Here is a 21123-nt window from a genome sequence, read left to right as displayed (position 1 = left end):
AAATTGCGGAACTTCAAGCGCCGGCGGGCGGAGACTGTGTGGAATGGCGAAGAAACGCTCCATCCTGATTGTGGACGACGATACCGAACTGCGCGAGGCGCTGGTCGAGCAACTGGCGTTGCACGAGGAGTTCGATCCGGTCGCGGTCGACAGCGGGACCAAGGGGGTGCAGGCGGCCAAGGCCGGACAGATCGATCTCGTTATCATGGACGTCGGCCTGCCGGACGTCGATGGCCGGGAAGCCGTTCGCATTCTGCGCAAGGGCGGCTTCAAGGCGCCGATCATCATGCTGACGGGGCACAACACCGATTCCGATACGATCCTCGGTCTCGATTCAGGCGCCAACGACTACGTCGCCAAGCCGTTCCGCTTCGCCGTGCTGCTGGCGCGCATCCGCGCGCAGCTGCGCCAGCACGAGGCGAGCGAGGACGCCGTCTTCACCATCGGGCCGTATTCGTTCCGCCCCAGCTCCAAGCTGCTTCTCAACCAGAAGGGCGGCAAGGTGCGGCTGACCGAAAAGGAAACCGCTATCCTGCGTTATCTCTATCGCGCCGGTCAGCAGCCGGTGTCGCGCGAGACACTGCTGCAGGAAGTCTGGGGCTACAATTCCGGCGTGACCACGCACACGCTCGAGACGCATATTTATCGGCTGCGGCAGAAGGTCGAGAAGGACGCGGCCACACCGGCAATTCTTGTGACCGAGGCCGGCGGCTACAAGCTCGTGCCCTAGCGTGTGATCCCGTGGCGCTCGAGGACGACATCAGGCTCTTCTCGAAAGTTCCGACGCTCGGAATTCTGGGTGACCAGGCGCTGCGTATTCTGGCGATCGGCGCCGAGATGCGGTTTCTGCCAAGAAACACCGTGCTGTTCCATGCCGGCGATCTCGCCGATTGCGGCTATATCATTCAGGACGGCAGCCTCGATCTGGTGCCGTCCGCGGCCGGCAACGCGGCCATCGCCGCCGGGCCCGGCACGCTGCTCGGCGAAATCGCGCTGTTCGTCGATACGATCCGGCCGGCGACCGCCACGGCGCGCGAGCCCTCGAACGTGCTGCGGATTTCGCGCAGTCTTTTTCTGAAGATGTTGGAAGGTTATCCCGACGCGGCGCGCCGGCTGCGCGACAATTTTGCCGCCCGCACCGATCAGTGGGCGCGCGACCTCAACAATGTGCGCACCGCGCTGGACACCGGCGGCCGCGTGCGCTGATCGCGCCGGGTCGATTTTGCTTCAGTTCAGTTCAAGCGTTGTTGTGACCGGGACGTGGTCGGACGGCCGCTCGGCGCCGCGATAGTCCTTGGCGATTTTGATCTGCGAAACGCGGTCGGCGAGCGCCGGTGAAGTCCAGACATGATCGAGCCGGCGGCCACGGTCGGCCGCGCGCCAGTCGGCGGCGCGGTAGCTCCACCAAGTGTAGAGCTTTTCCGGCTCAGGCGTCAGCACGCGCATGGTGTCGATCCAGCCGCCGGCGTTGCGCGCCGCGTTGAACTTCTCGCATTCGATCGGCGTGTGGGAGACGACCTTGAGCATCTGCTTGTGGCTCCAGACATCGTGCTCGAGCGGTGCGACGTTGAGATCGCCGACCAGAATGGCGCGCTGATTCCCGGCGGGCCGCAGCATTTTGTGCGCGGTCATTTCGTCGAGAAACGACAGCTTGTGCGCGAATTTCGGATTGATCGCAGTGTCCGGCTCGTCGCCGCCGGCCGGCACATAGAAATTATGCAGGGTGAGGGGATCGCGCAGTCGCGCGTTTTCACCGAGCGTCACCGCGATATGACGGCAGTCGGTCTTGCCGCAGAAATTCTGCACGTCGGTCGCGTCGAAGGGCAGCCGCGAGACGATGGCGACGCCGTGATAGCCCTTTTGTCCGCTGATCGAAATGTGATTGTAGCCGAGGCGATTGAAGCGCTTGCGCGGAAAGGCGTCGTCCGGGCACTTGGTTTCCTGCAGGCACAGGATGTCGGGCCGGACGGATTTGAGGAACTTGGCGACAAGGTCGATGCGCAGCCGCACCGAATTGATGTTCCAGGTCGTAACCTTGAGTGTCGTGGCCTTGAGCGGGGTGATCTTGGGCGTCATGCCGCCTTCATATCATGCGGCGGCGCGCCTCCGGCAAGACCGCGCCGGCAAAAACCGGCGCGCTGTGGAGAATGGGATCAGTTCTTGTACTGCGTGTAGTCGATCTTGAACAAATTCGGATCGGGCCGCTTGGTGAAGTCGAGATTGTAGACGGCGACCGTGGTGTCGTAGCCCTGCGGGTCGGTCACGGTCCACTGCTTCAACTGCGTGTCCTTGGCGCCGAACATGATCATCATGCGGCTCTTGCCGACAATGCCGTGGGTTTCCTCCACCACGACGGTGATGAAAACGTCGTCGGCGTAGACCGCGGTCAGGTTGGTGTCCTTCAACAGATCGAGCCGGTCGGCGAGCAGGAAGCGCAGCGGCGTCTGCGACAGCGGATAGACGTCCTGCGTCGCAAGCTTGCGGTCGCGCACCACCACCGAGCCGCCGTCCGAGATGATCTCGATCGGGCTCGGCGGGTCGTATTCGAAGCGCAGCTTGCCGGGCTTCTGGATATAGATTTCGCCTTCCGAGCGGCGGCCGTCGGGACCGACCTGAACGAACTGCCCCGTCATCACCTGGATGCTCGAGAGGTAACCGCTCACGCGGTCGATGATGGCGCGCTGCTGCGGCGTCAGCGCGCCGGGCGATGCTGTCTTGCCGAGCACGGCGGCGAAGGGGTTGGTGGCGGGCGCGGGTGCCTGAGCCTGCTGGGTCTGGGCCATGATCGCGGGCGTCGAGCCCGTGGTGGCGGGCGCGCGGGTCGCGGCTGCCACCGGCGGCCGTGGCGAAGGCACCGGCACGGACTGTGCGAGAACCGGCATGGCGGTGAGCGCTGCGAGAAGCGCCGCAAGCCCTGCCGAGATCGTGGAACGACGTGCCATTGCCAGTCCGGTCACCATGAAAACCTCCCGCCCGGAGCCACCACGTAGGGAGCGGCTGTGGCGATTTCGCGACCGGTTCGCGGTTCCGGCACAATTCGGGTTGGCGGCGGCGGGCATGACGATCAATAGCGCTCGTGCTCGCCTTCGCCGATCAGGATTTCGCGTTTGCCGGCGTGATTGGCCTGGCCGACCACGCCTTCGGCCTCCATGCGCTCCATGATACTCGCCGCGCGATTGTAGCCGATCTGCAGCCGCCGCTGGATGTAGCTGGTCGAAGCCTTGCGGTCGCGGCGTACGATGGCGACCGCCTGCTCGTAGAGATCCCCGGCCCCGTCGGTGCCCATGCCGGTGTTATCGAACACCGCACCGTCCTCGCCTTCCTCTTCGGTCGCGGCGGTGACTTCCTCGAGGTATTGCGGGGTGCCCTGCGACTTCAGGTGGCGCACGACCTTCTCGACCTCGTCGTCCGACACGAAAGGCCCGTGGACGCGGCTGATGCGCCCGCCGCCCGCCATGTAGAGCATGTCGCCCTGACCGAGCAGTTGCTCGGCGCCCTGCTCGCCGAGGATGGTGCGGCTGTCGATCTTCGAGGTCACCTGGAAGGAAATGCGGGTCGGGAAGTTCGCCTTGATCGTGCCGGTGATCACGTCGACCGACGGACGCTGCGTCGCCAGGACGACGTGGATGCCGGCGGCGCGCGCCATCTGCGCGAGACGCTGAATCGTGCCTTCGATGTCCTTGCCGGCGACCATCATCAGGTCGGCCATCTCGTCGACCACGACGACGATGTAGGGCAGATCGTTGAGATCGAGTTCCTCGTTCTCGTAGATCGCTTCGCCGGAGTCCTTGTCATAGCCGGTGTGAACCGTGCGGGTGAGCTTCTCGCCCTTCGCCTTGGCTTCGGCGATGCGCATGTTGTAGCCGTCGATGTTGCGCACGCCGAGCTTCGACATTTTCTTGTAACGCTCTTCCATCTCGCGCACCGCCCATTTGAGCGCGACGACGGCTTTTTTCGGATCGGTGACGACCGGCGTGAGCAGATGCGGGATGCCTTCATAGACCGAAAGCTCCAGCATCTTGGGATCGACCATGATCAGCCGGCACTGGTCGGGCCGCAGCTTGTACAGCAGCGACAGCAACATGGTGTTGATCGCCACCGATTTGCCGGAGCCGGTGGTGCCGGCGATCAGCAGATGCGGCATGCGGGCGAGATCGACGACGACGGATTCGCCGCCGATCGTCTTGCCGAGACAGAGCGGCAGCTTGCAGCTCGTATTGGCGTAGTCGTCGCTCTGCAGGATATCGCGGAAGTAGACCTTCTCGCGAATTGCGTTCGGCAGCTCGATGCCGATCGCATTGCGTCCCGCGACCACCGCGACGCGCGCCGATACCGCGCTCATCGAGCGGGCGATGTCATCGGCAAGTCCGATCACGCGCGAGGATTTGATGCCGGGAGCGGGCTCGAGTTCGTAAAGCGTGACGACCGGGCCGGGCCGCGCATTGATGATCTGGCCGCGGACGCCGAATTCGCCGAGCACGCCTTCGAGCGAGGTGGCGTTTTCCTGAATCGTCGCCTGTGAGATGTTGGTGCGCTCGGAGGCCTTCTGTGCGGCGAGCACGTTCAGTGGCGGCAGGACGTAGCTGCTGCCGCTGCGGCGCGGCGCGGGCTTCGCCGCGGCGCGCTTGCGGCGCGGGGCCTGCGGCTCTTCCTCTTCGTCCTCGTAGCCGTCCTCGAAATCCTGCGCGTCGGGCACGTCGCCGAGCGCCGGCGCGTCGAGCCGCGGCTCGACACGGCTGCCGGCCACGCGCCGGGTCGGCGCGGGCTTTGCGGTGCGTGGCGCGCGGCGGAACAACCGGCTGATCCGTGCCTTGATGCTGAGGAACTCGTGCGTCAGCCAGCCGAGCGGGTTCCAGCGGCTGACATCGTCGTCATTCTCCTCGTCGTCACTCTCATCGGTCTCTTCGACGGCGACGGTCTCCTTGCGTTCCGGCAGGCGCAGATCGAGCGCCAGCGTCAGGAACATTGCCGTCGCGATCAGCGTGAGGAGGCCTGCACCGAGCATATTGAGGCCGGCTGCGCGCATGCCGAACATCGACAGCGGCACCTGCACGATGCCGTCGCCGATCACGCCCCCGAGGCCGCTCGGTAGTGGCCAGCCGGCCGTGCGCGGCAGGCAAGCGAAGAACGCGGCGGCGCCGAAAGCGGCGGGCAGCCAGAACAGGTTGCGCCAGCGCGACACCAGCGGCTTGTGCGCCAGCAGCCGCCAGCCAACCGCGACGAACGGCATCAGCAGCACGATCGAGGCGAGGCCGACGAGCTGCATCGCCAGATCTGCGATCACCGCGCCGGAGTGGCCGAGCAGGTTGTGAATCTTGCCATTGGCGGCGTGGCTGAGCGAGGGGTCCTGCACGGACCAGGTCGCGAGCGCGATCGCGCCGACCAGGCCGCAGCCCAGCAGCAGCAGGCCGAACAGTTCGCGCATGCGCCGCCGCAGAATGTCGCGGAAGTGATCCGAGACGAAAGCGACGACGTCGAGGCTGCGATCCGACAACGACATTGTTTCCTCAACCCCTCAACCGAGCACGGCGACGAGGCGATGCAGCGCCTCCGCCGTCTGTTCCTTGTTCTGCACCATCGCGACACGGATATAGCCGTCGCCCGGATTGTTGCCGTCGGCCTGTTCGCGGGCGAGATAGCTGCCCGGCAGCACGCGCACGCCGGCCTCCTGCCAGAGCCGTCGCGTTACGACCTCGCTGCCGCCTTGCGCGCCGACGTCGAGCCAGAGAAAAAAGCCGCCCGCCGGGCGCTCATATCCGTAACGGCCGCCGATGATCTGGTCGGCAAGATCGAATTTGGCGTTGTACAGCGCGCGGTTTTCCTCGACGTGCTTCTCGTCGCCATAGGCGGCGACGGCGACATGCTGCAGTGGTACCGGCACCTGCGGCGCCGCGACATTGCGCAATTCCAGGAAGGCGCCGAGGAAATTGCGGTCGCCGGCGGCGAAGCCGACGCGCAAACCGGGCAGGTTCGAGCGCTTCGACATGGAGTGGAACGCGACCGCGTTGGAGAAATGGCGGCCCGACATTTCGAGAATGCCGTGCGGAGGCTTATCCGTGTAAATCTCGCTGTAGCACTCGTCGGAGAAGACGAGGAAACCGAACCGCTGCGCGAGGTCGACGACGCGCTTCAAATAGGCTTTGTCTGCGACCGCGCCTTGCGGATTGGCCGGCGAGGCGACGAAACAAACCACGGTCCGTGCCAGCACGTCGTCGGTGAGCGCGTCGAGGTCGGGCAGGAAGCCGGTCTCCTTGCGCGCCGGCAGATAGATCGGCTCGCATTCGGCGGCCGTCGCGCCGGCGGCATAGGCGGCGTAGAACGGATTGGGGATCAGCACCGCCGGTTTGCCTTTGCGCGGCGGCACATAACGCTTGGCGGCGATGCAGCCGAGGAACAGGCCTTCGCGCGTGCCGTTCAACACCAGCACATCATGGTCGGGATCGATCGGGCGCGGCAGCGCGTAACGCTTGCCGAGCCAGGCGGCGACCGCCGCGCGGAATGCATCGTCGCCCTTGTTGGCCGGGTAACGTCCGAACAGCGCGAGATTCTTCTCGAGCACTGCGCCGACGAAATGAGGGATCGGATGCTGCGGCTCGCCGACCGCAAGCGAAATCGCCGGCTTGCCCGGCTCGACGCCGGCAAGCAGGTCGTTGAGCCGCGCAAATGGCGAGCGTCCGCCAGGCGGCGGCGGCACCGGCATCGACGGCTCGCGCTGGGCGTTCGTTGACGGCATGCGGCAAGACACGGAACGGCGTTGCGGGTTTTGCCCGCGTCGCAGGGGTTTCCGCACCTTAGCGGGCGTCAGGTTAAGACCCCGTTAACCATCGGGGCGCCACAGCAGCCAATAGATAAAGAACGACGGGCCGGCCTGAAAAAGTGAGACCCCGGCCCTTTGGGGACCGGGGTCTCGACGGAAGGGGACGGTGCCGGGTTCCGCCCCTACCGCTGGCTCTTGGCGCCGTTGGCCTGCTTACTGCACGGTCTCGCCGTGCAGCGTGATGTCGAGGCCTTCCTCTTCGCCCTGCGGGCTCGGCCGCAGACCGATCACCGCCTTGATGACGTAGAGAATGATGGCGGTGACGACGGCCGTGTAGACGATCGTCACGGCGACGCCATAGGCCTGGGTCACGACGCTTGCGTCCTTGCCCAGCTCGTTGATCGCCACGTCGGCGAACACGCCGGTCAGCAATGCGCCGATGATGCCGCCGACGCCGTGAACGCCGAACACGTCGAGCGAGTCGTCGTAGCCGAACATCTTCTTCAGGAAGACCGCGGCGACGTAACAGCCGACACCGGCGATGAGGCCGAGGATCAACGAGCCCATCGGATTGACGAAGCCGGCCGCCGGCGTAACGGCGACGAGGCCCGCGACCGCGCCGGACACGATGCCGAGCAGGCTCGGCTTCTTGGCGACGATCCATTCGGCGAACATCCAGGCAATCGCCGCAGCGGCGGTGGCGACCTGCGTGTTCAGCATCGCCGCGCCGGCAAGCGCGTTGGCGCCCACCGCCGAACCGGCGTTGAAGCCGAACCAGCCGACCCAGAGGAGAGCCGCACCGATGAACGACCAGGTCAGGTTATGCGGCGCCATCGCGGTGGTGCCGTAGCCCTTGCGCTTGCCGATGACGAGTGCGCAGACGAGGCCCGCGACACCGGCGTTGATGTGCACCACGGTGCCGCCGGCGAAGTCGAGCACGCCAGCCGAGCCGAGGAAGCCGCCGCCCCACACCCAGTGCGCGATCGGGCAATAGACCAACAGCAGCCACAAACACATGAACCACACCATCGCCGAGAATTTCATGCGTTCGGCGAAAGCGCCGGTAATCAGCGCCGGCGTGATGATCGCGAAGGTCATCTGGAAGGTGATGAACACCGTCTCGGGAATGGTGGCGGCGAGCGAGTTTGTCGTCGCGTTGCCGACGCCGTTGAGGAACAGCTTCGACAGGCCGCCGATATAAGCGTTCATGCCGCTTTCGGTGAAAGCCAGCGAGTAGCCGAAGATCATCCAGAGAACCGTCACCAGACAGGTGATGGCGAAGCTCTGCATCACTGTCGCCAGCACGTTCTTCTTGCGGACCATGCCGCCGTAGAACAGGCCGAGGCCGGGGATGGTCATCATCAGCACCAGCGCCGTGGAGGTCAGCATCCAGGCGGTGTCGCCGGTGTCGAGTTTTGGCGCGGGCGGTGCAGCGGGCGCGGCGGGTACCTGCGCTAGCGACGGCTCGATGCAAATCAGTCCGACAATCAGTGCGGCGAGCGCCAGCAGCGCCGCACGCGGAAACGTCTTGAGCGTCATGGTCTAACTCCTGTTCATTGGGTTCCGCGGTGCGGGCTCACAGCGCCGCAGCGTCGGTCTCGCCGGTGCGGATGCGCACGGCCTGGTCGAGTCCGACCACGAAGATTTTTCCGTCGCCGATCTGTCCGGTCTTCGCCGCGCCGGTGATGGCGCCGATGACCTTGTCGACCTGGTTGGATGCGACGGCGATCTCGATCTTGATTTTCGGAAGGAAGCTCACCGCGTATTCGGCGCCACGATAGATTTCCGTGTGCCCTTTCTGCCGTCCGTACCCTTTGACCTCGGTGACGGTCAGACCCTGCACGCCGATGGCGGTCAGGGCGTCGCGAACCTCGTCGAGCTTGAACGGCTTGATAATGGCCATGACGATTTTCATGGATTCGATCCCCGCTTGAGCCCGTGGTGTGGTTGACGCAGTGCGGGCGGCTCACTGGGCACCACCCGCAATTTGGGCATCGCGGGCACTGCCGGCTGTTAGGGAATCAAACCTCGTGCCAACCCAAAGGTGCGGCGCTAATCATTTGATAAGACAGAATAAAACCTATACCGCGGCGCTATCGGTGCGGGCATGGTCTGCACAGCGCTTAATCGGGTGTCAGGCTTGCGTAAAAAATGAGCAGCCTTCTGGAGCGGTGCTCCAGAGGGCCAAAGCCAGCCAAAAACCTGTCGCCTACTGAAGCGACTCGCCGTGAAGGGCGACGTCGAGGCCGATCACTTCGTCCTCCTGACGCACCCGCAGGGGCGTAAAGACATTGACGACCTTCAGGATCACGAAGGTCGCGCCGCCGGCCCAAACGGTGGTGACCAGAATGCCATAGAGCTGCATCAGCACTTGCTGGGGATTGCCCTCGATGAGGCCGGAAACCCCGGCGACACCCGGCGCGGCCGACAGCGCGGCGGTGGCGAACACGCCGGTCAGCAACGTGCCGGTCAATCCGCCGATGCCGTGGACACCGAAAACGTCGAGCGAGTCGTCATAGCCGAACCGCAGCTTCAGCCACGTACATGCCCAGAAGCACACCGCGCCGGCGACGATGCCGATGACGATGCCGTGCATCGGCAACACGAAGCCGGAGGCGGGCGTGATCGTGCCGAGGCCGGCGACAGCGCCGGAAATCATGCCGAGCACCGAAGGCTTGCCGCGCGTGTACCACTCAAGCGCCATCCAGGTGAACGCGCCGGCGCTCGCGGCAAGGTGCGTCGAAACGATCGCTATCACCGCGCGGCCGCCTGCACCGAGTGCAGAGCCGCCGTTGAATCCGAACCAGCCCATCCACAACAGACCGGTGCCGATCACCGCGAGCGAGAGATCGTAAGGCGCGAGATTTTCGTGGCCGTAGCCTTTGCGTTTGCCAAGTACAAGCGCGGCGACCAGACCGGCGACGCCGGCATTGAGATGCACGACGAGGCCGCCGGCGAAGTCGAGCACGCCGGCCGCGCCGAGGAAGCCGCCGCCCCAGACCCAATGCGCCAGCGGCACATAGACGACGAACAGCCACAGCACCGAGAAGGCAAGAAACGCCGAAAATCGCATGCGATCGGCCACCGAACCGGCGACCAGCGCGACGGTGATGACCGCGAAAGTCATCTGGTAAATCATGAAGAGCGATTCGGGGATCGTCTTCGCCGCGGGCGAGATCGAATCGATCGTCATGCCGGCGAGGAAAATCCGGTCGAGCGAGCCGAGCAGCGGTCCGCCGCCAACGAAGGTCAGCGAGTATCCGAACATCGCCCACAGGATCGAAACGATGAAGGTGGCGGCGAGCGCCTGCGCCATCGTCGCCAGCACGTTCTTCTTGCGCACCATGCCGCAATAAAACAGCGCAAGCCCCGGTATCGTCATCATCAGCACAAAGGCGGTGGCCGAGATCATCCAGGCCGTGTCGGCCGGATCGATTTTTGCCGCGTCGGCGGCGCCCTGCGCGAAGGCCGGCGTCGCCGCGATCGCCGGCAAGATTGAAAGCGCGATCGTCCTGCGCGCGAAAGACATGGTGTTCCCCCCGGTCATGCTTCCCCCGATATCCTGTGTTTGGAAAAATCAGATTGCGTCGGCGTCGGTCTCGCCAGTGCGAATGCGGACTGCGCGTTCGACGTCGGTCACGAAGATCTTGCCGTCGCCGATCTGTCCGGTCTTGGCGCCGGTCGAGATCGCGGCCATCGCCGGTTCGACCTGATCGTCCGCGACCACCAGTTCGATGCGGACCTTCGGCAGGAAATTCACCGCGTATTCGGCGCCGCGGTAGATTTCCATATGGCCCTTCTGGCGGCCGTAGCCCTTGACCTCGGTGACGGTCATGCCGTGGACGCCGGCGCCGGTCAGCGCGTCGCGCACCTCGTCGAGCTTGAACGGCTTGATGACGGCGATGATGAGTTTCATGGCTGGTCCTTCCCGGCAGTGGAACGCAGGTCGTGAAATACGAGGCGAGCCCGTACTAAAAACCCGCCGGCGCGCGGCCAGGCGGATCGGTGCTCACGTTATCGACTGAGAGTCCAAAATTTAAGCGGATTTTGCCGAGGGGCCGGAGAACACCCGCACAAGATTTGTGCAGATTAGGGCAGCCGCTTTGTCTTATCGCCTGTTGCCACCAAGAGCGCCGTCATGCGGCGCACGATGTCCGCCATCGGCGAGCCCGAGATCGTGGATCAGTTTCGGCAGCAGGCGCCGGGCCTGGGCGTGGGTGAGGCCGGGCTCTATGCGCGGGTCGTAGAGAATGGTCAGCAGCGAGCGGTCGTAGACGGTGAGATAGCCGACCTGCCGTTCCTGGTTGAGCATGGTCCACGGGTTCTTGTCGTCGTGGTTCGACAGACCGAAGGCATGCAGCAGTTCGTGATAGGCGCAATCGAGAAAGACGTCGTCGCCCTGATCGACGATCACGAATGAAATCGAATGTGCGATCTCGCCGTCCCGGTCGGAGCGCACGCTGGTCATGCATTGCGCGTCGGTCTTTTCGACGAAGGCGCGCGCCGTCTCGCGACCGAAAGCGGATTCGATGGCGTTGGCGAAGTCGCCTTCATCGATCAGCCGCACGGTGATATCGGCCTCGTCGTCGCCCTGCGCGAGACGCAGCCGCAGGTTCGGCACCGCCACGGCGTATTCCGCGATGATCTTTTCCACCGCCGTTTTGCGGTTGACGCTGCCGGTCGAGACGACGCGGGCGCGGATGTCATGCGTAAAGCGCCGCACGCCTTTCGATTTGGCGCCGATGCTCAGGTCCGAGCCGAAGGCAAGCGCGAGAAAGCCGCGCGTCAGCTCCGTCGCGGTGAAACGGGTGTATTGCGCCGGCGCGCCGTCGAACGATCCGGGCGGCGCCGATTGCTTGTCGCTGGCGGCGAAGGCGGCCGCGCTCGTCATAAGGAGTGCGGCGGTGAAGATGGCGGAAAGCAGATGGCGGGTCATGACGGCTTCCGGCGCAGCCGCGCCAGTCCTTCCTGGGCCACCGAAGCGACCAGCTTGCCATCGCGTGTGAAGATAAGCCCGCGCGAGAATCCGCGCGATCCGTGCAGGTTCGGCGAATCCTGCGAATAGAGCAGCCATTCATCGGCGCGGAACGGTCGATGCAGCCACAGCGCATGGTCGAGACTCGCGCCCATGAAGTCCGCCTCGAACAGCGAGCGGCCGTGGGGCGCGAGCGAGGTATCGAGCAGCATCATGTCGGAGGCATAGGCGAGCACGCACTGGTGCAGCGCCGACTCGTCCGGCAGCGGAGCGGCGGCGCGCATCCAGACGTTGACGCGGTCGCGCTTGAACTCTCGGCCGAGATAGCGCTCAAGCTCGACGGGGCGCAGCTCGATCGGCCGCTCGCGCTGGTAAAAGCGGCGCACCGTCTCCGGCATCTTCGCCAGCAATGTGTCGCGCGTCTCCGGGTTGTCGAACTGGGTATCCGGCGGCGGTACGTCCGGCATCGGCGCCTGATGATCGAAGCCGTCTTCGTCGGCGTGGAACGACACCAGCATCGAGAAGATCGGATGGCCGTGCTGGCGCGCGGTAACATTGCGGGTCGTGAAGCTGCGGCCGTCGCGGATGCGGTCGACGTCGTAGATGATCGGCACCTTCGGGTCGCCGCCGAGCAGGAAATAGGCGTGCATCGAGTGCGGCGGCCGGCCGTCGACGGTGCGGATCGCGGCGGCAAGCGCCTGCGCGATCACCTGTCCGCCGAACACCCGGTTCCAGGTGACCTTCGGAGACACGCCGCGGAACAGGTTGAGGTCGAGCTGCTCGAGATCGAGGATACTGAGCAACTCCTGAACGGCAGCGGACATTACGGCACCGGCTTCCTTGGCAAGGAAACCAATGACGCCGGGGCATGACGCCGAGTCAAGACGCGGCCGCGAGTGACGCTTCAATTAAGACGGGCGGCCGAAACGCTGCCGCCCGTCTCCATCGTGATGACAAGTCGCAGGTCAGACCGTCAAATAGATGCCGAGCAGAACGACGATGGCCAAGACTACCCAGATCAGCACCTGACTTTTGCTACCGATCGTGTGTGGCTCTGTCGCCATGACATTCACCTCCTCAAAGCGGGAACCAAAGGGTCCCCGAAGCGCCTTATACTTTAGTCGAATAGGAGGGATTTTGACGGAGGCTGGGCTGAAATGTCGCGCGGCCGACACGATATGCTTGCCTAAGTTACTGACTTAATTAGGATAGTTGAATGACCTCAGGTGAGAGCCAGAGCGACGTCTTGATCGCCGGCGGCGGTTTCGCCGGTCTCGCGCTGGCGATTGCGCTGTGCCAGGCGCTGGGCGGGCGCTTCGCCGTGACGGTCGCCGACCCGGCGCTGGCGGCGACGCCGTCGAAAGACCCGCGCGCCTCGGCGATCGCCGCTGCGGCGCGGCGGCTGTTTGAGACGATCGGAATCTGGGGTGCGGTTGCCGGCGACGCCCAACCGATGCTCGATATGGTCGTGACCGACTCCAAGCTCGAGGACGCAGTGCGGCCGACCTTCCTGACCTTCGGCGGCGAGGTCGAGCCGGGCGAGGCCTTCGCCCACATGGTCGAGAACCGGCACCTGATCGACGCTCTGGTGGCGAAGGCAAAGGAGGAGGGCGTCGATCTGCGCGCCGCCGCGGTGACGGATTTTGTCGCGGAGCCGCAGAGGGTGCGCGCCACCTTATCGACCGGCGATGAACTGTCGGTGCGGCTGCTGGTCGGCGCCGACGGCGCGCGTTCCGCGGTGCGCGAGCGCGCCGGCATCGCGACGCATGGCTGGAACTACGATCAGTCGGCGCTGGTGATGACGGTCGAGCATGAGCGCGATCACAACGGCCGTGCCGAGGAGCATTTCCTCCCCGCCGGGCCGTTCGCGATCCTGCCGCTGACCGGCCGGCGCTCCTCGATCGTGTGGACCGAAACCGCGAAAGAGGCTGAGCGGCTGCTCGCGCTGTCCGATGACGAGTTCCACGCCGAACTGGAGAAACGCTTCGGCCTGCAGCTCGGCGACATCAAGGTGTCAGGGCCGAAACGCGCCTTTCCGCTCGGCCTGCACACGGCGCGCTCGTTCATCGGCGAGCGGCTGGCGCTGATCGGCGACGCCGCCCATGTCATTCACCCCATCGCGGGGCAGGGCCTCAACATGGGCTTGCGTGACGCGGCGGCGCTGGCCGAAGTCGTCGCCGATGCGGCGCGGCTTGGGCTTGATCCGGGCGATGCCGAAACGCTCGAGCGCTACCAGCGCTGGCGGCGGTTCGACACCATGACGATGGGCGTCGCGACCGATGGCTTGAACAAATTGTTCTCCAACAAATCGGATGCGCTGCGCCTCGTGCGCGATATCGGGCTTGGGCTGGTCGAGCGCATGCCGGCCTTGAAGAGCGTTTTTATCCGCGAAGCCGCCGGCTTCACCGGCGACGTGCCGAAGCTGCTGCGCGGCGAGGCGATCTGAATTTTCAGCTCAGCGGGACGCTGCCGACCTGAGTCTTGAACGCCTTGCGGCCCGAGATCGCCGCATACCAGCGGTCGAGATTCGGCGTCTTCGGCCGATCCGGCACCAATTGCACGAAGCGGTAGCACATGACGCCGACCGGAATGTCGCCATAGGAGAACGCATCGCCGGCGACAAACTGGGTTTTTCCGAGCTGCGCGTCGAGCATCCCGAAATTCTCGATGCTCTTTTCCGTGAAGGATTTGACTGCCGCCATGTCGCGCTTTTCCGGCGGCGTGCGGATCAGTTGCCAGAATACCGGAATGATGCCGGGACCGCACACAGATAGCTGCCAGTCCATCCACTGGTTTGCCAGCGCACGGGCCTTGGAGTCCTTCGGCTCCAGCATGCCGGTCTTGTCGAATTTTCCCGCGAGATAACGCACGATCGAATTCGATTCCCAGAGCAGGAAGCCGTCGTCTTCCTCGAGCGTCGGCACCAGGCCGTTCGGGTTCATCGCGAGATAAGGTGCTTCCTTGACCTTGCCGAAGGCGCCGCCGACGTCGATGCGCTCGACCTCGATCCCGAGTTCGTCGACCGCCCACATGACCTTCTGCACGTTGGACGAGGTGTTGCGGCCCCAGATTTTCATCATCGCGGTGTCTCCGGTTACTGACGGCAGTGGTTTTATCCGGCGCGGGCGCGAATGTCTGCGGCGCGAGCGTTGACATTTCCGGGAGCGAGGGATGCGCGGCATGCCTGCCGTGCGTGAGCGGCTCTATTCGAGCGCGCGAGCCTCGTCCGCCAGCATGATCGGAATGCCGTCGCGGATCGGGTAAGCGAGCTTTGCGCGCTTTGAAATGAGTTCCTGTTTCGCGGCGTCAAATTCTAGCGGACCCTTGGTGACAGGGCACACCAGAATTTCAAGCAGCTTGGGATCGACCGCGCCGGCGGGACGTTCGGGTTCCGATGACATGACAGGCTTATAGCACAGTGCGCGGATTACTGGAGGGGCGGATCGCCGTCGCTTTTCTGCTTGGCGAGTTCGATCTCCGTTACGGCGACCAGGATTTCCGCGCGGGTCTTGAGATCCGGCGCCTCCAGCAGCGCCTGCTTTTCGGCGGCGCCGTAAGGCGACATCATGGCGAGCGCGTTGACCAGCGCCTCATTGGGCGCGTTTTCGATGCCGTCCCAGTCCGCCTTGAGATCGTTCGCCTTCAGGAAGTCGCGCAGTGCGGTGATGACCGCCTGACGATCGACCGCCTGCTCGCCCTTGCGCGCGACGAAATCGTCGGCGAACGGCGCAAAGGTGATGCGGCATTGCCGGTAGGGCGTCAGCACCTTCGGTTCTTCCTCGATGCGGAAGCGCGCGACCCCGGTGAGTTCCAGCAGGTAACGGCCGTCGCCGCTTTCCGCGAGCTGGGTGATGCGGCCGACGCAGCCAATCTTGAACAGCACGGGATGGCTGTCGGAGCCGCCGCGGTTATGCGCCGGGTCGGGCTGGATCATGCCGATCAGCCGGTGGCCGTCGCGCAACGCGTCATCGACCATCGCGAGATAGCGCGGTTCGAAAATGTTGAGCGGCATTTGCCCGCGCGGCAACAGCAGCGCGCCGGGCAGCGGGAACACCGGGATGACGGACGGCATGTCGACCGGCCCGCGATAGCTCGCATTCATCGGCATGTACGAAACTCCTTCGTACAACTTGCACCTTCATCCCGATGAGTATCGCGCAGGCGACGCATCGCGGCGGATGAGGAACAAGACCTCACGAAAACAAAATCGACGACAGCTTTTTGCGGCCATCGACGGTCGCTTCGTCGGCGCCGCCCCAAGCCTCGAAAAACTGCACGAGCTGCTTGCGGGCGCCGTCGTCGTTCCATTTGCGGTCGCGCCGCACGATCTGGAGGAGATGGTCGGTCGCCTCGGCGCGCTTGCCGGCGGCGTTGAGCGCGACCGCGAGATCGAAACGAGCCTGATGATCGAGGGGATCGGCCGACACTTTCGCTTCGAGATCGCCAAGCGGACCGATCGATTTCGCCTGTTCGGCGAGCTCGACCGCGGCGCGCGCGGCGGCGACGGCGCTGTCGTTCTGCTTGGCGGCCGGAACCATGGCGAGCGTGTTTTTCGCCTGATCGAGATTGCCCGCTTCGACGTGCGCGCGCGCGAGGCCGGCGAGCGCGGCGATGTTGTTGCTGTCGCCGGCAAGCACCTGCGCATAGATGTCGGCCGCGCCCGCGGCGTCGCCTTCGGCCAGCGCAGCCTCGGCCGTCTTGAGCAAATCCTTTTCCTCGCCGCCGATCTCGCTCTTGGTCAGCCGCTCGATGAAGGCGACGACCTGGCCTTCCGGCAGCGCCCCCATGAATCCGTCGGCCGGCTGGCCGTTGACGAAGGCGATGACGGCGGGGATCGACTGGATCCCCATCTGCTGCGCGACGGCGGGGTGCTCGTCGATGTTCATCTTCACGAGCTTCGCTTTGCCCTTGGCGGCGCGCACCGACCTTTCGATGACCGGCGTGAGCTGCTTGCACGGGCCGCACCACGGCGCCCAGAAGTCCACCAGCACCGGCTGGCGCTTCGACTCCTCGATGACATCCTTGATGAAGGTCTGCGTGGTGGTGTCGCGGACCAGATCGTCGGACGCAGCCGGAGCGGCTGTTCCCCCATTTTGCAGCATGACGCCTCGTTTCTTGATCCGGTCTCTGGACCGGCTTTCGCCCCGCAGGGCCGGTATTCCACCCCCATTAATTGGGTATGCGGGGGACGAATGCAATCAGCGGTTTGCGGCCGGATCAGGGGCCACCGGAGACCTGCTCGACCCGCGGCGGGTGCCCGGTCGCCTCCAGAAAGCGGATCAAATCGTCGCGGGCGATCGCGGTGGTCATCGTATTGACCAGTGGATGGCAATTGATGGTGGCGTGGTCCATCAGCGCCTTGTCGATCACGACCGTCACGCGGCCCTCGGTATCGTTGATCGCCCCGAAGGCGGTGACAGAGCCCGGTTCGACGCCCAGCACATCGCGAAGCAGGTTCGCCGCGCCGAACGAGAAACGCCCTGCGCCGAGCTTGTGGTGCAGGCTTTTCAGTTCGATCTCTGCGTCTTCCTCGGCGACGACAAGAAAGAGCGCGTTCTTCTTGTCGCGCAGGAACAGGTTCTTGGTGTGGCCGCCGGGAATCTGGCCGCGCAGCGCACGGGATTGCTCCACGGTGAACAGTGGCGGATGGGTGACGGTCTTGTGCGCAATACCCAAGCCGTCGAGAAAGGCAAAAAGCTGGTCTGGTATCGCCGCCATCGCGACAATATAAGTCACAAGACTGCGTCGCGTGCCATCGACGGAAAGGGTTCAGGAAGCCATGCGCCAAACCGTGAGTCTCGTGCCGCTCGCCCTTACTTTTCTCGTGCTGGGCCTGTCCGCCTGTGCTTCGGCGCCCCAGCGCGTCGGCCCCTGGTGCGCGGTCGCCGATCAGGGCTGGGGCCTAGTGACGGAAGATTGCAGTTACGCCACCATCGCGGAGTGCCGGCAGGTGATCCTGGGCGGCAACCGGGGCGTCTGTAACCGCAATCCGCGTTGGGACACCACGCGTGAGCGGCGGCATTCCCGGCAGCGGTGAGGGCAGGCGTTACCGCCGTCCGGCCGGTTCCCCGCGCGGTTCGCATGAAAATGAGGCGTTAACGCCACCGCGCGCGGCCGATTGCCGCGAGACCGAAAGCCGTTGCCAAGGCCCGCCTCCTGTGGCTATAGGAACGGCCTCGGATGCGGGTGTAGCTCAGGGGTAGAGCACGACCTTGCCAAGGTCGGGGTCGAGGGTTCGAATCCCTTCGCCCGCTCCAGTTTCTCTTGGCAAATCTTCAAAATTCTGGCGGTCGCTTCGGCCGGCGCTCAGGCTTTGTCCTCGCGCACGTCCGCGACCTTGCCGCCGCTGAGGCGGACGAGGTCTTGCGCCGTGGTGCGGAAGACATGACGCGGCGAGCCGGCTGCCGCCCACACCGGGTCGCAGGTCAGGAGATCGCGGTCGATCAGCACATGCGGCTTGATCGCGTGACCGAGCGGCGCGACGCCGCCGATCGCGAAGCCCGTGGTGTCGCGCACCCACCGCCCTTCGGCGGGCTTCACCGCGCGGCCGATGAGCGCGGCGACCTTGCCGGTGTCGATGCGGTTCGCGCCCGAGGCGATCACCAGCACCACTTCATCGCCGGCGCGCAGCACGATCGATTTGGCGATCTGCGCCACCGTGCAACCGACGGCATTCGCCGCGTCCTGCGCGGTGCGGGTGCCGTCGGGAAATTCTGAAATGGTGTCGGCGTGGTTTGCTGCGAGCAATGCGTTACGCACCCGCGCGACGGAACTGTTGGGATCGTTCATGCGCTAGTGCCCCACCGCTAGCGCGCCGCGCGTGCGGGCGTCCGCCGCGCCGATCACGTCGTCGTCTGTCACGGCAATGGAATTTGCCGAAGTGCCGGGCCGCGTCGGCGTGATCTTGTGGCCGCGCTGGCCGAGGTCCGCGAGCGTGTCCGCGTCGAATCCCGGCTCGACGAACACATCCTCCGGCCGCCACTGATGATGCAGCCGCGGCGCACCGACGGCCTCGTTCACCGGCATCTTGAAGTCGAGCACGTTGACGATGACCTGCAGCACGGCCGTGATGATGCGGCTGCCGCCGGGCGAGCCGGTGACCAGCACCGGTTCGCCGTCTTTCAGAACGATGGTCGGTGTCATCGACGACAGCGGCCGCTTGTTCGGGCCGGGCAGGTTCGCCTCGAAGCCGACCAGCCCGAAGGCATTGGCTGCGCCGGGCTTCGCGGTGAAGTCGTCCAGCTCGTTGTTCATCAGGATGCCGGTGCCGTCGGCGACGAAGCCGAGGCCGTAGGAAAAATTCAGCGTGTAGGTGTTCGACACCGCGTTGCCGTCCTGATCGACGACGGAGTAATGCGTGGTGTTGTCGCCTTCGTGAATCGAGGGGTTGCCGGGCCGCACGGTCGCCGGTGGCGTCGCCTTCTCGGTGATGCTCGCGCGCAGCGATTTTGCGTAAGCCTTCGAGGTGAGGCCCTTGACCGGGACCTGCACGGTTTCGGGATCGCCGAGATAGGTGGCGCGGTCGGCATAGGCGCGCGTCATCGCCTCGATCATCAGGTGCAGCGATGCGGCGTCGCGCGTTTTCAGCTCGTAGCCTTCCAGAATGTTCAGCATCTCGATGAGATGCACGCCGCCGGAGGAGGGCGGCGGCATCGAGACGATGTCATAGCCGCGATAGGTGCCGCGCACCGGCGCGCGAATGGTGGCGTGATAATTTTTCAGGTCGGCGGCTGTCATGATGCCGCCCGCGGCCTGAATGCTGGCGGCGAGCTTGTTGGCGATTTCGCCTTCGTAGAAAGCGCGCGAACCCTCGCGGGCAATGCGCTCCAGCGTGTCGGCGAGGTCGCTTTGCACCAGCCGGTCGCCCTGCACGAGCGGCGCGCCGTCGCCTTTCAGGAAAATCTTGGCCGACGAAGGCCAGCGCGCCAGCCGCGCGCGCACGCTCGGCAGCGAGTCGGCCACGTCATCCTCGACGGGAATGCCGTCGCGCGCCAGCGCGATTGCGGGACCGATCAGGTCGGCCAGCGAGAACTTGCCGGAACCGTATTTCGCCTGCGCCAGCGCGAGACCGGCGACGGTGCCCGGCACGCCGATCGACAATGCGCTGTCGCGAGATTTCGCCGGGTCCGCCTCGCCGGCAGCGTTGAGGAACATGTCGCGTGTTGCGGCGGCCGGTGCGGTCTCGCGATAATCGATGGTGACGTCGTCGCCGGTCGCGAGATGGATCACCATGAAGCCGCCGCCGCCGATGTTGCCGGCGCGCGGATAAGTGACCGCCATCGCGAAGCCGACCGCCACCGCGGCGTCCACGGCGTTGCCGCCCTTCTTGAGGATCTCCGCGCCGATGCGCGCGGCGCGCGCCTCCTGCGCCACCACCATGCCGTTGTCGGCGTGGACGGCGTGCGGCACGGATTGCGGGGTTTGGGCGCGAGCCGTTGCCGCGGCAAACGCGACAAGCAACGCGAAAACGGCAGGCGCGAGATGGCGAAGGATCATGACAACAGGCCGGGTTAACGTGCCTGGCCGTGATAGACCGTGTTTGGCCGCATGTCGGTCGCGGAGGCCACGCGGTTCGACATGTTGAAGAAGCCGACCACCGCGGAAATATCCCAGATGTCGCGATCGGTAAAGCCGGCGCGGCGCAGGCGCTCGCGGTCGCCTTCTTCCACGCCCCAGGGCTGCGAGGTGAGCTTCACGGCAAAATCCAGCATCGCGCGCTGGCGGCGGTCGAGCCGGGCCGCGCGGTAGTTCATGACGATCTGCTCGCCGAGCAGCGGGTTGCCGGAATATTGCCGCACCGCCGCGCCATGCGCGGTGAGGCAATAATAGCAGCGGTTCTGCGACGACACCGCGACCGCGATCATCTCGCGCTCGAGTTTCGACAGGCCGGAGTCGCCGAGCATCAGATCGTTGTACATCGCGACGAAGGTTTCGAGCTTGGCGTTGTCGAAGGCGTAAGCCGCGAGCACGTTCGGCACGAAGCCGAGCTTGTCCTGGCACTTCTTGAAATAGGCGGCCATCGCCGGGGATAGTTTCGCCGCCGGCAGCTTGAGCGCGACGACCGGTGCGTCGTCTGCGGCCTTCGTCTCGGATTTTGCCGTGCTTTTGCCGCTGCCGGCCGTCACCTTCGATTTCGTGCTGGTCCTGGTCTCCAGGACCTTCGCTGCGGCTTTGCCGGCAGCCTTCTTCATGGCTTTAGCCATTCCCGCCCCGTCTTCGACTGGACCCAATCTTTGTCGGCGAGCCTACACTGTTCCGGCATGGCGTGGAACGAGATGGCGAGCGAGATTTCATGTTTTCGCTCAATTCGTTATCGTGCCAATGCGCAAGTGCGTGAGAGCGTCATCTTGCGGTCAATAAGAGACGGCTTGCTCTCGACGGTCCTGCCCGG

Annotated in this window: 22 protein-coding genes and 1 tRNA gene; 5 read left to right on the top strand and 18 right to left on the bottom strand. The window is 65.0% G+C overall.

What is annotated here, in order from left to right; genetic code table 11:
• Window positions 1-43: 43 nt before the first annotated feature.
• Window positions 44-730, top strand: a complete 687-nt coding sequence (locus tag AB7F10_RS11765; protein WP_428561054.1) for a response regulator transcription factor — start codon at window positions 44-46, stop codon at window positions 728-730.
• An 11-nt stretch (window positions 731-741) separates the two neighbouring features.
• A complete protein-coding gene (locus tag AB7F10_RS11760; protein ID WP_428561051.1) occupies window positions 742-1206 on the top strand; it encodes a cyclic nucleotide-binding domain-containing protein in 465 nt (154 codons plus the stop codon).
• 21 nt (window positions 1207-1227) lie between these two features.
• Here the strand turns inward: AB7F10_RS11760 and AB7F10_RS11755 are convergent, their stop codons facing one another.
• From AB7F10_RS11755 to tesB, 10 genes are all read right to left on the bottom strand, one after another.
• Window positions 1228-2076 (bottom strand): exodeoxyribonuclease III, encoded by an 849-nt coding sequence (locus AB7F10_RS11755; RefSeq protein ID WP_428561049.1) that lies wholly within the window; start codon window positions 2074-2076, stop codon window positions 1228-1230.
• A gap of 77 nt (window positions 2077-2153) precedes the next feature.
• A complete protein-coding gene (locus tag AB7F10_RS11750; RefSeq protein ID WP_428561047.1) occupies window positions 2154-2942 on the bottom strand; it encodes an outer membrane lipoprotein carrier protein LolA in 789 nt (262 codons plus the stop codon).
• 122 nt (window positions 2943-3064) lie between these two features.
• Window positions 3065-5500, bottom strand: coding sequence for a DNA translocase FtsK (locus tag AB7F10_RS11745; RefSeq protein ID WP_428561044.1), 2436 nt, complete (start codon window positions 5498-5500; stop codon window positions 3065-3067).
• Between the two features lie 15 nt (window positions 5501-5515).
• Window positions 5516-6733: an aminotransferase class I/II-fold pyridoxal phosphate-dependent enzyme gene (locus AB7F10_RS11740; protein ID WP_428561042.1), complete on the bottom strand. Its 1218-nt coding sequence runs from the start codon at window positions 6731-6733 to the stop codon at window positions 5516-5518.
• Window positions 6734-6970: 237 nt separating this feature from the next.
• Window positions 6971-8146 (bottom strand): ammonium transporter, encoded by a 1176-nt coding sequence (locus AB7F10_RS11735; protein ID WP_428561579.1) that lies wholly within the window; start codon window positions 8144-8146, stop codon window positions 6971-6973.
• 187 nt (window positions 8147-8333) lie between these two features.
• Window positions 8334-8672 carry a P-II family nitrogen regulator gene (locus AB7F10_RS11730; RefSeq protein ID WP_428561039.1) on the bottom strand — a complete coding sequence of 113 codons (339 nt, stop codon included), beginning with the start codon at window positions 8670-8672 and terminating at the stop codon, window positions 8334-8336.
• A 294-nt stretch (window positions 8673-8966) separates the two neighbouring features.
• Window positions 8967-10286 carry an ammonium transporter gene (locus tag AB7F10_RS11725; protein ID WP_428561037.1) on the bottom strand — a complete coding sequence of 440 codons (1320 nt, stop codon included), beginning with the start codon at window positions 10284-10286 and terminating at the stop codon, window positions 8967-8969.
• A gap of 48 nt (window positions 10287-10334) precedes the next feature.
• Entirely contained in the window at window positions 10335-10673 is a 339-nt protein-coding gene (locus AB7F10_RS11720; protein ID WP_428561035.1) for a P-II family nitrogen regulator, read from the bottom strand.
• Between the two features lie 192 nt (window positions 10674-10865).
• Window positions 10866-11693, bottom strand: coding sequence for a DUF2927 domain-containing protein (locus AB7F10_RS11715; protein WP_428561033.1), 828 nt, complete (start codon window positions 11691-11693; stop codon window positions 10866-10868).
• Complete coding sequence (tesB, locus tag AB7F10_RS11710) at window positions 11690-12556, bottom strand: acyl-CoA thioesterase II (RefSeq protein WP_428561031.1); 867 nt, start codon at window positions 12554-12556, stop codon at window positions 11690-11692. The genes AB7F10_RS11715 and tesB overlap by 4 nt, the downstream gene beginning before the upstream one ends.
• Before the next feature lie 392 nt (window positions 12557-12948).
• Between tesB and AB7F10_RS11705 the strand changes: the two genes are divergently transcribed.
• Window positions 12949-14178: a ubiquinone biosynthesis hydroxylase gene (locus AB7F10_RS11705; protein WP_428561029.1), complete on the top strand. Its 1230-nt coding sequence runs from the start codon at window positions 12949-12951 to the stop codon at window positions 14176-14178.
• Window positions 14179-14182: 4 nt separating this feature from the next.
• On the opposite strand, the gene AB7F10_RS11700 is transcribed toward AB7F10_RS11705, so the two are convergent.
• The 5 genes from AB7F10_RS11700 to AB7F10_RS11680 form a co-directional block, all read right to left on the bottom strand.
• Window positions 14183-14812: a glutathione S-transferase family protein gene (locus tag AB7F10_RS11700; protein WP_428561026.1), complete on the bottom strand. Its 630-nt coding sequence runs from the start codon at window positions 14810-14812 to the stop codon at window positions 14183-14185.
• A gap of 123 nt (window positions 14813-14935) precedes the next feature.
• Entirely contained in the window at window positions 14936-15133 is a 198-nt protein-coding gene (locus AB7F10_RS11695) for a Trm112 family protein (protein WP_428561024.1), read from the bottom strand.
• 26 nt (window positions 15134-15159) lie between these two features.
• Entirely contained in the window at window positions 15160-15840 is a 681-nt protein-coding gene (locus AB7F10_RS11690) for an LON peptidase substrate-binding domain-containing protein (protein ID WP_428561022.1), read from the bottom strand.
• Between the two features lie 85 nt (window positions 15841-15925).
• Window positions 15926-16834 carry a thioredoxin gene (gene trxA, locus AB7F10_RS11685; protein WP_428561020.1) on the bottom strand — a complete coding sequence of 303 codons (909 nt, stop codon included), beginning with the start codon at window positions 16832-16834 and terminating at the stop codon, window positions 15926-15928.
• Between the two features lie 115 nt (window positions 16835-16949).
• Complete coding sequence (locus tag AB7F10_RS11680) at window positions 16950-17450, bottom strand: prolyl-tRNA synthetase associated domain-containing protein (protein ID WP_428561576.1); 501 nt, start codon at window positions 17448-17450, stop codon at window positions 16950-16952.
• Between the two features lie 31 nt (window positions 17451-17481).
• On the opposite strand from AB7F10_RS11680, the gene AB7F10_RS11675 reads away from it, so the two are divergent.
• Window positions 17482-17769, top strand: a complete 288-nt coding sequence (locus AB7F10_RS11675) for a DUF3551 domain-containing protein (RefSeq protein WP_428561018.1) — start codon at window positions 17482-17484, stop codon at window positions 17767-17769.
• A 145-nt stretch (window positions 17770-17914) separates the two neighbouring features.
• Window positions 17915-17989, top strand: a tRNA-Gly gene (locus AB7F10_RS11670).
• Window positions 17990-18038: 49 nt separating this feature from the next.
• On the opposite strand, the gene AB7F10_RS11665 is transcribed toward AB7F10_RS11670, so the two are convergent.
• The 3 genes from AB7F10_RS11665 to AB7F10_RS11655 are packed head-to-tail and all read right to left on the bottom strand — an operon-like array spanning window position 18039 to window position 20752.
• Complete coding sequence (locus tag AB7F10_RS11665; protein WP_428561015.1) at window positions 18039-18521, bottom strand: YbaK/EbsC family protein; 483 nt, start codon at window positions 18519-18521, stop codon at window positions 18039-18041.
• 3 nt (window positions 18522-18524) lie between these two features.
• Complete coding sequence (gene ggt / locus AB7F10_RS11660) at window positions 18525-20228, bottom strand: gamma-glutamyltransferase (protein ID WP_428561013.1); 1704 nt, start codon at window positions 20226-20228, stop codon at window positions 18525-18527.
• Between the two features lie 14 nt (window positions 20229-20242).
• The gene (locus tag AB7F10_RS11655; RefSeq protein ID WP_428561573.1) at window positions 20243-20752 is read right to left on the bottom strand and encodes a peroxidase-related enzyme; all 510 of its coding nucleotides are present in this window, start codon (window positions 20750-20752) and stop codon (window positions 20243-20245) included.
• Between the last annotated feature and the right edge of the window lie 371 nt (window positions 20753-21123).

The sequence above is a fragment of the Pseudolabrys sp. genome, assembly GCF_050250095.1.
In the GTDB taxonomy this organism is placed as follows: domain Bacteria; phylum Pseudomonadota; class Alphaproteobacteria; order Rhizobiales; family Xanthobacteraceae; genus Pseudolabrys.
Note: the sequence above shows the minus strand (reverse complement) of the source record. Positions and strands in the feature narration are given on the sequence as shown.

What these genes read in the sequence shown, in the direction of transcription:
- AB7F10_RS11765 (WP_428561054.1), top strand. Translation starts at nt 44, where the DNA reads ATGGCGAAGAAACGCTCCATCCTGATTGTGGACGACGATACCGAACTG.
- AB7F10_RS11755 (WP_428561049.1), bottom strand. Translation starts at nt 2,076, where the DNA reads ATGACGCCCAAGATCACCCCGCTCAAGGCCACGACACTCAAGGTTACG.
- AB7F10_RS11750 (WP_428561047.1), bottom strand. Translation starts at nt 2,942, where the DNA reads ATGGCACGTCGTTCCACGATCTCGGCAGGGCTTGCGGCGCTTCTCGCA.
- AB7F10_RS11745 (WP_428561044.1), bottom strand. Translation starts at nt 5,500, where the DNA reads ATGTCGTTGTCGGATCGCAGCCTCGACGTCGTCGCTTTCGTCTCGGAT.
- AB7F10_RS11740 (WP_428561042.1), bottom strand. Translation starts at nt 6,733, where the DNA reads ATGCCGTCAACGAACGCCCAGCGCGAGCCGTCGATGCCGGTGCCGCCG.
- AB7F10_RS11735 (WP_428561579.1), bottom strand. Translation starts at nt 8,146, where the DNA reads ATGCTGACCTCCACGGCGCTGGTGCTGATGATGACCATCCCCGGCCTC.
- AB7F10_RS11730 (WP_428561039.1), bottom strand. Translation starts at nt 8,672, where the DNA reads ATGAAAATCGTCATGGCCATTATCAAGCCGTTCAAGCTCGACGAGGTT.
- AB7F10_RS11725 (WP_428561037.1), bottom strand. Translation starts at nt 10,286, where the DNA reads ATGTCTTTCGCGCGCAGGACGATCGCGCTTTCAATCTTGCCGGCGATC.
- AB7F10_RS11720 (WP_428561035.1), bottom strand. Translation starts at nt 10,673, where the DNA reads ATGAAACTCATCATCGCCGTCATCAAGCCGTTCAAGCTCGACGAGGTG.
- AB7F10_RS11715 (WP_428561033.1), bottom strand. Translation starts at nt 11,693, where the DNA reads ATGACCCGCCATCTGCTTTCCGCCATCTTCACCGCCGCACTCCTTATG.
- tesB (WP_428561031.1), bottom strand. Translation starts at nt 12,556, where the DNA reads ATGTCCGCTGCCGTTCAGGAGTTGCTCAGTATCCTCGATCTCGAGCAG.
- AB7F10_RS11705 (WP_428561029.1), top strand. Translation starts at nt 12,949, where the DNA reads ATGACCTCAGGTGAGAGCCAGAGCGACGTCTTGATCGCCGGCGGCGGT.
- AB7F10_RS11700 (WP_428561026.1), bottom strand. Translation starts at nt 14,812, where the DNA reads ATGATGAAAATCTGGGGCCGCAACACCTCGTCCAACGTGCAGAAGGTC.
- AB7F10_RS11695 (WP_428561024.1), bottom strand. Translation starts at nt 15,133, where the DNA reads ATGTCATCGGAACCCGAACGTCCCGCCGGCGCGGTCGATCCCAAGCTG.
- AB7F10_RS11690 (WP_428561022.1), bottom strand. Translation starts at nt 15,840, where the DNA reads ATGCCGATGAATGCGAGCTATCGCGGGCCGGTCGACATGCCGTCCGTC.
- trxA (WP_428561020.1), bottom strand. Translation starts at nt 16,834, where the DNA reads ATGCTGCAAAATGGGGGAACAGCCGCTCCGGCTGCGTCCGACGATCTG.
- AB7F10_RS11680 (WP_428561576.1), bottom strand. Translation starts at nt 17,450, where the DNA reads ATGGCGGCGATACCAGACCAGCTTTTTGCCTTTCTCGACGGCTTGGGT.
- AB7F10_RS11665 (WP_428561015.1), bottom strand. Translation starts at nt 18,521, where the DNA reads ATGAACGATCCCAACAGTTCCGTCGCGCGGGTGCGTAACGCATTGCTC.
- ggt (WP_428561013.1), bottom strand. Translation starts at nt 20,228, where the DNA reads ATGATCCTTCGCCATCTCGCGCCTGCCGTTTTCGCGTTGCTTGTCGCG.
- AB7F10_RS11655 (WP_428561573.1), bottom strand. Translation starts at nt 20,752, where the DNA reads ATGGCCGCCTATTTCAAGAAGTGCCAGGACAAGCTCGGCTTCGTGCCG.